Origin of the sequence: Rhodococcus phenolicus, from assembly GCF_001646785.1 — a bacterium.
Taxonomy (GTDB): domain Bacteria; phylum Actinomycetota; class Actinomycetes; order Mycobacteriales; family Mycobacteriaceae; genus Rhodococcus; species Rhodococcus phenolicus.
Window position 1 is genome coordinate 1 of record NZ_LRRH01000076.1, and the last position, 11,147, is coordinate 11,147.

Below are 11,147 nucleotides of genomic sequence, written 5' to 3' on the forward strand. Positions count from 1 at the left end.
CGGCGAGGCGGACTGCGTCGACGACGACGCCGGTCAGATGCGGCAGTAGTGCTGTCAGGGGCGCAAGGTCACACCATGACGATCTTGGTCTATACGGAATCGTCCCTGATCAGGGGTACGCCAGGACCTTCACGGAAAGTGCGACAGATCCAATTACGTGACGGACCAACCCCTCAACCTGAGGAATTACATGACCGCTGACACTCTCCCGGACGGGTGGCCACGCCGACGCGGAGCCGTACCGCAGGAACCGCCTGTCGCCGGTGTCCAGCGTGCTCGCCGCACATATGGATCCCGGTGCGGTTGCGTGTAGATCCGCTCAAGAAATGGGGCAGCCGTCGCGCAGCATCATCGAGGTGTGCCGTGTGGCCCGGCCTGCGGGCTCGCGGGCCGCGGGCCCGCCGCGGGGGTTCTTCAAGAAATCTTCACAGAAAGGTCCGGGTTATCGCGGGGTGCAGCTGCCAGGCTCGGATCCGAACGAGGTACACCGGCCGACCCGATCGGCCGCACCGTAGAGGGCGTATCGCCGCTCCGGCGCAGGCAGCGGTCCGCGTCCCGAGGCGAGGAGTGTGTCCGGGCCGGGACCGGGTTTGTCGTCCCCCTGGGGGAACGCGTTCGGCGCCGCCACCGCGGAGCCAGCGGTGTACACGACGGAAAGGAATGTGCTCGTGAGGAAGAAATCTCTGGCCACCGGCGCGGTGGCGGTCGCCGCAGCCCTCACCCTGGCCGCTTGCAGTGACTCGGGCAACGATCAGGCCTCGCAGGCGAGCTCGTCGGCGACGGTGACCACCAGTGCCTCCGCCGAGGCGTCCGCCGACCACAACCAGGCGGATGTGACCTTCGCCCAGCAGATGATCCCGCACCACAGCCAGGCCATCGAGATGAGCGACATCATCCTGGCGAAGGAGGGCATCGACCCGCGGGTCACCGAACTGGCCCAGCAGATCAAGGCCGCCCAGGGCCCGGAGATCGAGCAGTTGCAGAGCTGGCTCGCCGACTGGGGACAGCCCACCATGCCGATGGGAACGAACAGCATGCCGATGGCTACTCCGAACATGCCCATGTCGTCCCCCGGGATGGAGATGCCCGGCCACGACATGCCGATGCAGTCAACCCCGATGCCCGGCGGCGCACCCATGGGTGGCATGAGCGGGATGATGTCGGCCGAGGACATGGCCGCGTTGCAGAACGCCCAAGGTGTTGACGCATCCCGCCTGTTCCTGACCCAAATGATCGAACATCACCGCGGCGCGATCGAGATGGCGCAGACCGAAGTCGACTCCGGGCAGAATCCCGACGCGGTCGCCATGGCCGGCACCATCGCCGAGACCCAGCAGCAGGAGATCACCACGATGGAGAACATCCTGTCCTCGTTATGAGTATGGAGAGTCGGCGCGTTCGCGCGGTCGACACGGTAGGGCCCGGCACGCCGCAAAGCGTGCCGGGCCCTACGGTTTGCTGTGGCCCCACAGCCAGACCCGGCCGCGTCAGGTCAACGTGTACAAGGCATCGGCCGTGGCGGCGTAGGCGGTGTCGTATCCGGTGGCGGACAGCGCCTCCACCTGCCCGACGAAGTCCCGCTGCTCCCAGGCTGCGCCGTCCCGGCTGCGCCAGGCGTAGCCGTCGGCGTCGATGGCCCACAGGCCGTCGCCGGTGCCGGTTAGCAGCATCAGGGCGGCGGGTGCGCCCTCGACCGGGGCGAAGGTGCGCGCCAGGTCGGTGCTGCGCTCGAGCCCGGCCGCCGGGACCGCCCGCACTGCTCGACTTCGACGACGTGCACGGCATCGAGCGAGTCGGGGTCTACTGGACGCGGCACGGGGTGGGGGTCCCGGTAGTAACGGCGCAAAAAACAACGAAGTTCGCGTAGTGCCTGGTCGGCGGCGATTTCTTGGTTCGGGCTGCGGGCCGGTGTGGTTGGTGCTTGGCTTGGCGCCGATGAGGTTGGTCGGCGTGTTGGAGACTGGGGTTCGTGGCGACGCGGGTATTCGCGGACGAGGAGTTGCAGCGCCTGCGGGAGTTCCCGGAGATCAGTCGTGAGGAGTTGTTCCGGTACTTCACGCTGACCCCGGCTGATCTGGCGTTCGTTGCTCCGCAGGGCAGGGGCCCTGCGGTCCGTCTGGGCCTGGCGGTGGCGCTGTGCACCTTGCCGTGGCTGGGGTTCGTGCCGGACAAGGTGTCGGCGGCGGTGACGCGGCCCGCAGGGGTGAGAAGTGGGGGCAGCGCAAGAAGTCGGTGAGCGACGCCATGGCGATCTACTATGACCAGCTTCCACGCGACAGACGCGGCGCGAAGCGGTGGGTGGCCGAGGTCGTCGACCTCCTGGGATTCTTCGACCTGTCGGCGGATTGGCGTGCCGTGGAGAAGGGCCTGCAGGTGCTCGACCAAGCTGACGGTGACGTCACCGGTGTCGGTGCCGAGCTGCAGCGGCTGGGGATCGTGCCGGCTTCCTCGACGAAGAACTCTCTCTTCAAGAGCGCCTAGCGTTCGTCAGGCCAGGAACCTCATCGTCCCCTGGCCGATGAAACTGGGGCAGAGCGGCTCAGGTCGCGGGTACGAGGAACTTCAGCTGGACCCGGAACGGATAGGTGCCGGGGCTGTTCATCAAGGACTCGATGAGGGCATCACCGTCCTCGATGGAGATAATCTTGAATTTCGAGATCCCCTGCGGATGCAGCATCACCGTCTCGCCGATCGTCAAAAGCGTGCGAGTTCCCGGATTCTCGGTCATACACCACCATGAACCGGTACGGGTTCGGTGGGCAAGACGCAGATATTCGTCGAGTTCGCTCACAGGTCAGAAGCGAGAAAGCCCCTTCGCATCGAGGGGGCGTCTCGTTGAGCAGCAACTCTGCGAGGAAGCGCACGGCCGCGACAATGCCGAGGCGCGAGAATCCACAGCGGCTGCGGCACGCCCGACCCTGGTTGACCACAGCGAGGGTCTCCGCAACGCCGCCGTATCACCGGCAGATAAAGGCGAGTAAGCACGTCGCCTCGGGAACTTCGCGTCCTGGAGAGGGCCGTCCCTGGAATGCGGGCACATCTGATCAGTCCGATCACCCGCACTTTGGGCTTGCGGGCCCCTTGTGCCCTGACCCTTCTCGGCGGATTCCAACGGTCGTCGCAACACGCATTGATTTCCTACTGGGTTTTACCAGAGGCAGGCTTGTGGGCGGTCACATGACCGACGAGACCCGCGGCAAGGTCTGGGGACATCGGCGGCCCATGTCGGCCTCATCTGGCCGAAGTAGATTGAGCGGATGAATCTCAGCCGGGGGCCGGGCGGCCACCGATGACGTCACCCGCTCAGGACTCGATCGGAACGACGGGGTCGGTGAAGCGTTCGCTCCCGCTCGCTGTCGCCGCCGGCGCCGTGATCGGCGTGCTCGGGGGCATGATCGGGCTCGGCGGCGCCGAGTTCCGGCTGCCGCTGCTGATCGGTGTGTTCGGATTCGTCGCGCTGCAGGCAGTGATCCTGAACAAGGCGATGAGCCTGATCGTCGTGCTGACCGCACTCCCGGCCCGCCTGGTGTCGGTGCCGTATGTGGATCTGGCGCCGCACTGGTCCGTCGTGGTCAATCTGCTCTGCGGCAGCCTCATCGGTGCGTGGGTCGGTGCGACCTGGGCAACGAAGATGCGCTCCGCGACCCTCTACAAGGTCCTGTCTGGCTTGCTCGTGCTCATCGCGGTCGCCCTGGCGGCCAGCCACTTCGGGGAACTCGGAACCCTCGAACTCTCACCCCTGTGGAGGGCGGTCGCCGGCGTGATCGCTGGCCTCGGGATCGGCATCGTGGCCGCACTGATGGGCGTCGCCGGCGGCGAGCTGCTGATCCCGACGATCGTGCTGCTCTACGGCGTCGACATCAAGCTCGCCGGCAGCCTGTCGCTGGCCGTGTCGCTGCCGACCATGCTCGTCGCCTTCGCCCGATACAGCCGTGACCAGAGCTTCGGCGTCCTCAAAGCGAACGGCCGCTTCGTGATCGCGATGTCCGTCGGCTCGATCGTCGGATCCATCCTCGGCGGAGTCCTGCTCGGCGTCGTTCCCAGCGCCGTGCTGATCCCGATCCTGGTGCTGCTACTGCTGCTGTCCGCGGTCAAGGTCTGGCGGCACGACTGACCGTCGTAGCAGCGCGGAAGATCGCCTCACCGGTGGCGGTCCGCTCAAGAAGTGTCCCGGTCAGCGCGCCAGGATGAGAACCTTCACCAAACAGGCCCGGCGAGATCAGGCTCGGGCGACGGCACGGTCCGCGCGGATCTACTCGGGGACGCAACACCCTCCTTACAGGGGCATCGGACCGCACAGCATCACACCGGACGCGGCCAGTAGGCCGGTGACCAGCGGTCCTGTGGCGATGAGGGCGGTCGCCGCGGTGAGCAGTGCCCGGGTCCGGGCACGATCGGTGGGCCTGGACGGGGAGGCCAGTCGCTGTGCACGGTCGAGCACGGCGATGCTGGTGGCGCCCACGGCGCCGGCCGGCAGGGGAGCGCCGCCGGAGAGTGCGATCAGCCCCGTCAGTACGGTGCGTGACCCATGGGTGCGTGCGGCGCAGTCGTCGGCACACATTTCCAGTAGCCGGGCGACTTCGGTTTCGGCGAGCGTGAACAGCGCCATCCGTGGCAGGCTGGCGGCAAGGCCTCGGAGCAGGGCGAGTAGTGGCAGGTGGCCGCCGGTCAGATGGGCGCGTTCATGCGTGAGGACCGCGTCGAGCTGGGGGCGATCGAGGGCGTCGAGTGCGGCGCTGGTCACCACGATCGCGTTCGGTCTACCCGCCACGCAGTACGCGGCCCGCTCGGGGGCGTCGAGGACCACGGCATCGACACCGGCGACGCGGCGCCCAACGATGCGGGTCATTCGCGCATGCCCGTGTGTGGAGCTGCGCATGCGCAGCAGACGGCGGCACAGCCGCCCTGCGACCAGGAAGACCGCCAGGATCGTCAGTACCGACAGCAACACGATCCCTGCCTGGACGGCGATCCCGGCGCGGCCGCTGACCCCGTCGCGGAGTGTGGCAAAGCACGACCCGAGTAGCGCCCGGCCCGGTTGGGCTCCGGTGAGCACCAGCTCCGCGGCGACGAAGGCCCCGGCGGCCACCCAGGACAGCACCACGCTGCCCAGTGCTGCCATCCACGCGGTGACCCCGAGTCGCGGGGCAACACCGCGGTGGGTCAACCGCACCAGCAGCGGCGGGGCCAGGACTGCGACGACGAAGCTGTAGAGCAGCAGGCAGGTGGCGACATTCATCCCGCGTCCTCGACGGGGCTCAGGCGCTGCAGGGCCGCGCGGAGACTGGCCGACTCCTCGTCACTCATCCGATCGACGAAATGAGCCAGCACGACGTCGGTGCGCCCGCCGCCGTCGAAGGCGTCGCGCATCAAGTTGGCGCTGTGCTCTTCGCGGGTGAGCGTGGGCCAGTACCGAAAGGCCTTGCCCGCCTTCTCCCTGGCGAGCCAGCCCTTGCGATGGAGGTTGTCCATCGTCGACATCACCGTGGTGTAGGCGATGTCACGGTGTTCGGCGAGTTCATCGAAAATCTCCCGAACCGTCGTCGCTCCCTCGCGGGCCCAGACCCGATCCATCACGACCGCTTCGAGCTCCCCGAATCCACGCACACGCACTGCATACCTCCACTGTCGGCGTCTCAAGGGTACGTCGGCGGTGCTCGCGGCGAACACACCCACCAGGGGCTCCGCGGACTCTGCGAATCCTCGTTCGGGTGCCGGGCGTCGAGCGACGCCACCGCCAGATACTATCTACGTACGGAGATCGTAGATAGTCCGGAGGGGTCCTCCGGGCGCACGAGAGCAAGGAGTTCACGATGGACATGCTGGCGAACCTTCAGGCCTGGTGGAGCTGTCAGATGATGATGTTGGGCGGTCAGATGTGTGACATGTGCGCGAACATGAACATGTGATGACGATCGACCATTCGAGATGAGCGTGAAGCGAGAGCGGTGAACAATCCGGCCGCGGGCGCACTGCTCACCCCCGGACTCCGGCGCGCTCTCGGTGAGCGCGCCGGAGTCGGTTCGACGTGATGTCCCTGACCCGCGGACTGGCCCGGGTGGTGCTGGTGCTCGTCGCGCTGGCCGCCGCGGCGCTCGGGGGTGCCGGCCCGGCCGCCGCCCACCCGACGCTGCTGTTCACCGATCCCGGTACCGACACCGCGGTATCGGAGCCGCCGCAGTCGATCACCCTGCTGTTCAACGAGGCCGTCGCCCTCGGCCCACACCCGGTCAGGGTGCTCGATGGCGCCGGTCGGGACCTGCCGGTGGGCGCGGCGACCACCGCCAAGGACGGGCGCGCTGTCACTGCACCGGTCACCGGTGCGCTGACGCCCGGCACGTACACGGTGCGCTGGCAGGTGACCGGGATCGATGGCGACCTGGTCGAGCAAGACTTTCGGTTCGCGGTCGGCACTGCACTGACCGGCGCCGGATCCGAGGCCGGTCAGACGATCGCGTGGCTGGATGCGGTGTTGCGGTGGATGCTCTTCGGCGGGTTGGCGGTGGCGCTCGGCGGACTGATCGGTGAACGATTCACCTCCTCGGCGCGGGCGGAGAATCCGGCGCTCCCGGCGCTGCGGTCCCAGGTCGCGGCCGGGGCAGCGATCGGGTTGGCCGGGGTCGTGGGCCTGGGGGTCCGGCTTGTTCTCAGCGCGGACACCGCCCTTGTCCTGTGGCAGGGCGGGGCGGGGCGAGTGTTGACGGCGGAAGCTGTGGGCCTGCTGGTGACGCTCGCCGTCGTCGCGGCCGGCCGGGGCCGTTGGGCGATCTGGCCGCTGTTGCTCGTGGTCGCCGCCGAGGGGGTGCGTTCGCATGCCGATACCGCCGAGCCCGGGTGGGGCGCTGCGCTGACCGGTGTCCATCTCGCGGCCGCCGCCCTCTGGGTCGGCGCGTTGGTGCACACGACCCGGGCGGTCATCGCCTGGCGGCGCGAGCCCGCGGCGGTGCGCTGGGTGTTGCGCGGTTACCTGCGGCTGGCGGGATGGGTCTTTGCCGCCGGGGTGGTCACGGGGGCGGCGAGCATGCTGGTGCTCATTCCGCTGCCCACGTTGGTATCGACCACCTATGGGCGGGTGCTGCTGGTCAAACTCGCCCTGGTGACCGTCGCCGCCGGCCTGGCGCTCGGCGCGCGCCGTCTGGTGCTGCGCTCGCCGGGCCGAATCGCCGCCGTCGCCACGGTGGTGCGAGCCGAGAGTGCGGTCCTGGTGATTGTCCTGGCGGCCAGCGCGGTGCTGGTGTCCTCGCCCCCGGTCAGTGGCGCGCAGCAACAACCGCCGCCTCCGGTGCCGCAGGGCCCGGTGCTTCCGCTCGGGACACTCGCCGGGCAGGTCGGGGTGAGTGTCGCCGCCAGTGACGGGCAGGCAGTGGTGCGGTTGTCCACGCCGCGGCGCGGTGATTACTACGCCCCCGAGCCGGATCAGGACTTTGCTCTCACCGGCCGGCTCGACACCGGCGACGGCGAGGGCGGGGCGTTGTCCTTCCGCGGGTGCGGGCGAGGGTGTTTCGTCGCCCCGGCCGCCTGGACCGACGGTGACAATGTGCTCAGCCTGCACGCCGAAGCGGACGGCTGGCGCGGGGGCACGATCAGCGAGCTCATCGCGTGGCCGCCGGCACCCGCGGCCGCCGATCTCACCGATGCGGTCGCCCAGCTGCGCGCCGCCAGCACCGTCACCGTGTACGAGGCGGTGACCAGCGACACCACGACCGGCACACCGGATCCGATGCGGCTCGATCTTCCGGCGGACTTTTTCCTCGCGCAGGAACCGTACGCGGACGGCACCGCCCCGCTGGCGGTGCGGACCTCGCGCGGCGACGAGCCGGTACGGCTCGCCCTCGGTTACCCGGCCGCGTCGATCAACGTCCTGCTCACCCTCGACGAGCACGGCAGGATCAGCGAGGAAACCCTCGCCGATACCAAACACCTGGTCACCCGCAGATTCCTCTATCCCGACCACGAGTGAGCCGAGTTCGCCTCAGCCGCAGCCCATCCCCGGCATCATCGCCGTCATCGCAGAGGCGGCCGGGGACCCGGTGAACGCCGCCGGCAGCCCGACCAGCGCCGCCGCCACAGCAGCGAGCATCGGCGCACGGCGTTGCCACACCGGGGTGGGCGGCGCCGGGGGCAGGGTCGGGAGGTCGCGAGTCACCGCCGCGAGCTCCCCGAGTGTGCGCGCGCCGTACGCCGCCGCCACCCGATCGGAGTACTCGCCGAGGGCCAACCGGCCGGTGCCGACCTCGCGTTCGAGGGCAAGGACGACTCGACTCCGGTCCGCGTCGGACGCCCGCATCCACGGCTCAGTCATCGCCGACGCCTCCCTGCGCAGCACCCGGCGTCGACATCACGGCTCCCGCGGTTCGGGCCGCTCGCCGCGTTCGGCCTTGAGCGCGTCGAGTTCTTCACGCATCTGCCGGAGTTGCCGTGCGGTCGCGTCGTCGACCGGTTTGTCCGAGTTTGCCCCGTCCTTGCCTTGCCGCATCATCATCCACATCATCAGGCCCATCCCGATCGGGCAGGCCAGGATCGCGAGCCCCCAGAACAACTGCTGCATGGCTCCTCCGACCGGGCCGGGACGGTCGTCGACCCACCCCCATCTACTATCTCCGTACATAGATAGTAGATGATGTTCGGGTCCGCGGGGCTTCTCGTCCCGGCTGATCCACGAGAACGAGGAACCGATGATCGGCACACACGCCTCCGCGCCGAACCCAAACCTCGGCATGCCCCTCGCCGCGGTGGCGGGACGTGTCATCCCGTCCACCCGCGTCCTGGATCGGCAACACCGCGTCGCCGCCGTCTACCTCAAAGCCCTTCCGGCGGAGGATCTCGAGCCGGTAGTCGAGCGCATCGCGAGGGAACCATGAGCTACCTCGCACTCGGTATCGGCACCAGTTTCCGCACCGCCGCCGCGACCGGGCCGATGATCCTGGCCCTCGGTGCCAGCATGCTGGCCGGGATGGTGTCCTTCGCGTCCCCGTGCTGTGTTCCCCTCGTCCCCGGATACCTCTCCTACCTGGCAGGAGTCTCCGGCGCGGATCGGCCTGCGGCAACCGTGGCGGAGTCCGTTGACAGGCGGGCCGGCCGCTGGCGCGTCACCGGCGCCGCCGCCCTATTCGTCGGCGGGTTCACCGTCGTGTTCGTCCTCACCACCGCATCGGTCTTCGGGGTGATCGGCGTGCTCGCGATCAACCGTGAACTGCTCCAACGACTCGGCGGCGTCGTCACCATCGCGATGGGGCTGGCGTTCGTCGGGTTGATACCCGCCCTGCAAAAGGACACCCGGCCGACACCGCGCCGCGGGTCCACCCTCGCCGGTGCCCCCCTGCTGGGTGCGGTCTTCGGGTTGGGGTGGACGCCGTGCCTGGGTCCAACCCTCGCCGGAGTTCTCTCGGTCGCCGCCGGGACCGAGGGCACCACCGCCGCCCGCGGCGTGACACTGATCGTTGCGTACTGCCTGGGCCTGGGGCTTCCGTTCATCGTGCTTGCATTCGGCTCCACACACGCACTGCGCGGTGTCGGATGGTTGCGCCGCAACGCCCGCACGATCCAGGTCTTCGGCGGGATCATGCTGATCGCCGTGGGTACCGCCCTGGTCACCGGTCAGTGGGAAATCTTCGTCGGATGGCTCCGCGCCGAGTTCGTCTCCGACTACGTGACTCCGATCTGATGATCGGCGCCCCTCGGTCTCATACCCGATCCGACAGTGGTCGCAGCCACCCTGTCCACGGCCGGCAGCAAACCCGGCCGCCCCGACCAATCACTCAGCCCCGCAGCGGCATCCGGGGAACCGACACTCGCAGAAAGACGCCCCCATGCTTGGCAAAAGCACCCTCCTCATCGCCCTGTCCACACTGAGCGTCACCACCCTCACCCTGGCGGGGTGTTCCTCGCCGGACCCGACCCCACCGCGCACCCCGTCAGTGCCCACAGTGCAACTGACCCCCGAACTCCACCACCTGCACGGCCTCCACATCAATGCTCAGGGAACCGTCCTCGCCGGCACCCACACCGGGCTCTTCGCCATCGAATCCACGGGGAACACCGAACGGGTCGGCGACTCCGACGACGACCTGATGGGACTGACCGGCGTAGCGGGCACCGACACCATCGTCTCCTCCGGGCATCCCGGCAAATCCAGCTCGGCGCCCAACCCGCTGGGGCTGCGGACCAGTACCGACGGCGGACGGAACTGGACGGCGCAGTCCCTAGTCGGTGAAGTGGACTTCCACGCGCTGACCACCGACGGCACACTCCTCATCGGTTTCGACGGCACCAGCGGACTGATCACCTCCACCGACGGTGGCACGACCTGGGCCTCCGGCGCAGCCCTTCCAGCCGCCTCTCTCGCGATCACCGACACCGGCGTGTGGGCGGTGACCGCAGACGGACTCCAACGCAGCACCGACACCGCCACAACGTTCTCTGCCGTCCCCGACGCCCCCGCCCTGACCTTGCTCGCCGCCGGCCCCGACAACTCACTCTGGGGTGTCGACGTGGACGGGAATGCATGGCGCAGCCGAGACGGACAGACCTGGCAGAAGAACTCCTACGTCGGGGACGTCGAAGCCCTGACCGCCGCCGATTACGACACCGCCTACGCTGCAACCGCCCAGAAGCTCTACACGTTGACCTGAGCCGAAGGTGAAGTGGTGAAGTGGTGAAGTGGGAGCAGTGTCGTCGCTCAGTTGCAGCGCCATGCGGGCGAGCCGACAACGGGGAGGCGGCCATCGGCATACCGATCACCGTCACCCGACACGGTGCCGGGAGAGTATTGGGTATGGAGGACTACATGCACGTTCGCCGACTCGGTCGCCTCTTCCCCCTCATCTCCAGCCAGTGCACAAATACCACCGCCGCGGTGACCCCGGCCTGCAACCCCAGCCAGTACCAACGGGCAAACCGGGCGCCGGCCAGCAGCCCCGCCCCGGTCGCGGCGACGACGGCGAACCCGGCGATCCCGAGCAGCGAGTTGGGGAGTCCGAACACCGACGCCTGCGCCGTGCCCATCACCGAGCCGCAGTTGAGGACCGAGTTGATGCTGCAGGACGGGATGTAGGTGGCATCGGCGGCGAGCGCGAACTTTTCGACGGTGAGCACGAACGCGGCGATACAGCCGACGATCCCGCCGATGATAGTGCCCCGTGGAGTGG

12 protein-coding genes and 3 pseudogenes are annotated in these 11,147 nt (G+C 68.5%); 8 read left to right on the top strand and 7 right to left on the bottom strand.

The genetic code is table 11. From position 1 onward, the window contains the following. The first annotated feature begins 668 nt into the window (after positions 1-668). Positions 669-1,379 (top strand): DUF305 domain-containing protein, encoded by a 711-nt coding sequence (locus tag A8G15_RS20310; RefSeq protein WP_068163744.1) that lies wholly within the window; start codon positions 669-671, stop codon positions 1,377-1,379. A gap of 108 nt (positions 1,380-1,487) precedes the next feature. On the opposite strand, the gene A8G15_RS20315 is transcribed toward A8G15_RS20310, so the two are convergent. Continuing rightward, positions 1,488-1,757 (bottom strand): hypothetical protein, encoded by a 270-nt coding sequence (locus tag A8G15_RS20315; protein WP_245687919.1) that lies wholly within the window; start codon positions 1,755-1,757, stop codon positions 1,488-1,490. A gap of 212 nt (positions 1,758-1,969) precedes the next feature. On the opposite strand from A8G15_RS20315, the pseudogene A8G15_RS30025 reads away from it, so the two are divergent. Together A8G15_RS30025 and A8G15_RS20320 are read left to right on the top strand one after the other, a co-directional pair. Continuing rightward, a pseudogene (locus A8G15_RS30025) lies at positions 1,970-2,185 on the top strand (DUF4158 domain-containing protein); the annotation flags it as partial. 59 nt (positions 2,186-2,244) lie between these two features. Then, positions 2,245-2,481 (top strand): hypothetical protein, encoded by a 237-nt coding sequence (locus A8G15_RS20320; protein ID WP_245687921.1) that lies wholly within the window; start codon positions 2,245-2,247, stop codon positions 2,479-2,481. A gap of 58 nt (positions 2,482-2,539) precedes the next feature. On the opposite strand, the gene A8G15_RS20325 is transcribed toward A8G15_RS20320, so the two are convergent. Beyond that, a complete protein-coding gene (locus tag A8G15_RS20325) occupies positions 2,540-2,791 on the bottom strand; it encodes a hypothetical protein (protein ID WP_156665495.1) in 252 nt (83 codons plus the stop codon). Positions 2,792-3,331: 540 nt separating this feature from the next. Here A8G15_RS20325 and A8G15_RS20330 point away from each other — a divergent pair. Continuing rightward, the gene (locus tag A8G15_RS20330; protein ID WP_245687922.1) at positions 3,332-4,114 is read left to right on the top strand and encodes a sulfite exporter TauE/SafE family protein; all 783 of its coding nucleotides are present in this window, start codon (positions 3,332-3,334) and stop codon (positions 4,112-4,114) included. A gap of 162 nt (positions 4,115-4,276) precedes the next feature. Here the strand turns inward: A8G15_RS20330 and A8G15_RS20335 are convergent, their stop codons facing one another. Together A8G15_RS20335 and A8G15_RS20340 are read right to left on the bottom strand one after the other, a co-directional pair. Continuing rightward, the gene (locus A8G15_RS20335; RefSeq protein WP_068163717.1) at positions 4,277-5,239 is read right to left on the bottom strand and encodes a M56 family metallopeptidase; all 963 of its coding nucleotides are present in this window, start codon (positions 5,237-5,239) and stop codon (positions 4,277-4,279) included. Continuing rightward, a complete protein-coding gene (locus tag A8G15_RS20340; RefSeq protein ID WP_068163720.1) occupies positions 5,236-5,613 on the bottom strand; it encodes a BlaI/MecI/CopY family transcriptional regulator in 378 nt (125 codons plus the stop codon). Before A8G15_RS20340 ends, A8G15_RS20335 begins: the two co-directional genes overlap by 4 nt. Before the next feature lie 418 nt (positions 5,614-6,031). On the opposite strand from A8G15_RS20340, the gene A8G15_RS20345 reads away from it, so the two are divergent. Continuing rightward, positions 6,032-7,960 carry a copper resistance CopC/CopD family protein gene (locus tag A8G15_RS20345; protein WP_068163722.1) on the top strand — a complete coding sequence of 643 codons (1,929 nt, stop codon included), beginning with the start codon at positions 6,032-6,034 and terminating at the stop codon, positions 7,958-7,960. 12 nt (positions 7,961-7,972) lie between these two features. On the opposite strand, the gene A8G15_RS20350 is transcribed toward A8G15_RS20345, so the two are convergent. Both A8G15_RS20350 and A8G15_RS20355 read right to left on the bottom strand, forming a co-directional pair. Beyond that, positions 7,973-8,302 (bottom strand): DUF1707 SHOCT-like domain-containing protein, encoded by a 330-nt coding sequence (locus tag A8G15_RS20350; RefSeq protein ID WP_156665496.1) that lies wholly within the window; start codon positions 8,300-8,302, stop codon positions 7,973-7,975. Between the two features lie 36 nt (positions 8,303-8,338). Then, positions 8,339-8,548 carry a hypothetical protein gene (locus tag A8G15_RS20355; protein WP_068163730.1) on the bottom strand — a complete coding sequence of 70 codons (210 nt, stop codon included), beginning with the start codon at positions 8,546-8,548 and terminating at the stop codon, positions 8,339-8,341. A gap of 196 nt (positions 8,549-8,744) precedes the next feature. On the opposite strand from A8G15_RS20355, the pseudogene A8G15_RS30030 reads away from it, so the two are divergent. From A8G15_RS30030 to A8G15_RS20370, 3 genes and pseudogenes are all read left to right on the top strand, one after another. Then, positions 8,745-8,861, top strand: a pseudogene (locus tag A8G15_RS30030) (TlpA family protein disulfide reductase); the annotation flags it as partial. After that, positions 8,858-9,664 (top strand): cytochrome c biogenesis CcdA family protein, encoded by an 807-nt coding sequence (locus tag A8G15_RS20365; protein ID WP_068163738.1) that lies wholly within the window; start codon positions 8,858-8,860, stop codon positions 9,662-9,664. The pseudogene A8G15_RS30030 and the gene A8G15_RS20365, both read left to right, overlap by 4 nt. A gap of 145 nt (positions 9,665-9,809) precedes the next feature. Continuing rightward, complete coding sequence (locus tag A8G15_RS20370; RefSeq protein WP_068163741.1) at positions 9,810-10,631, top strand: F510_1955 family glycosylhydrolase; 822 nt, start codon at positions 9,810-9,812, stop codon at positions 10,629-10,631. Between the two features lie 196 nt (positions 10,632-10,827). Here the strand turns inward: A8G15_RS20370 and A8G15_RS20375 are convergent. After that, a pseudogene (locus tag A8G15_RS20375) lies at positions 10,828-11,130 on the bottom strand (vitamin K epoxide reductase family protein); the annotation flags it as partial. Between the last annotated feature and the right edge of the window lie 17 nt (positions 11,131-11,147).

Bases quoted from the DNA above. Each gene is read 5' to 3' on its own strand.
- A8G15_RS20320 (WP_245687921.1), top strand. From the start codon at position 2,245: ATGGCGATCTACTATGACCAGCTTCCACGCGACAGACGCGGCGCGAAG.
- A8G15_RS20335 (WP_068163717.1), bottom strand. From the start codon at position 5,239: ATGAATGTCGCCACCTGCCTGCTGCTCTACAGCTTCGTCGTCGCAGTC.
- A8G15_RS20345 (WP_068163722.1), top strand. From the start codon at position 6,032: ATGTCCCTGACCCGCGGACTGGCCCGGGTGGTGCTGGTGCTCGTCGCG.
- A8G15_RS20350 (WP_156665496.1), bottom strand. From the start codon at position 8,302: ATGACTGAGCCGTGGATGCGGGCGTCCGACGCGGACCGGAGTCGAGTC.
- A8G15_RS20355 (WP_068163730.1), bottom strand. From the start codon at position 8,548: ATGCAGCAGTTGTTCTGGGGGCTCGCGATCCTGGCCTGCCCGATCGGG.
- A8G15_RS20365 (WP_068163738.1), top strand. From the start codon at position 8,858: ATGAGCTACCTCGCACTCGGTATCGGCACCAGTTTCCGCACCGCCGCC.
- A8G15_RS20370 (WP_068163741.1), top strand. From the start codon at position 9,810: ATGCTTGGCAAAAGCACCCTCCTCATCGCCCTGTCCACACTGAGCGTC.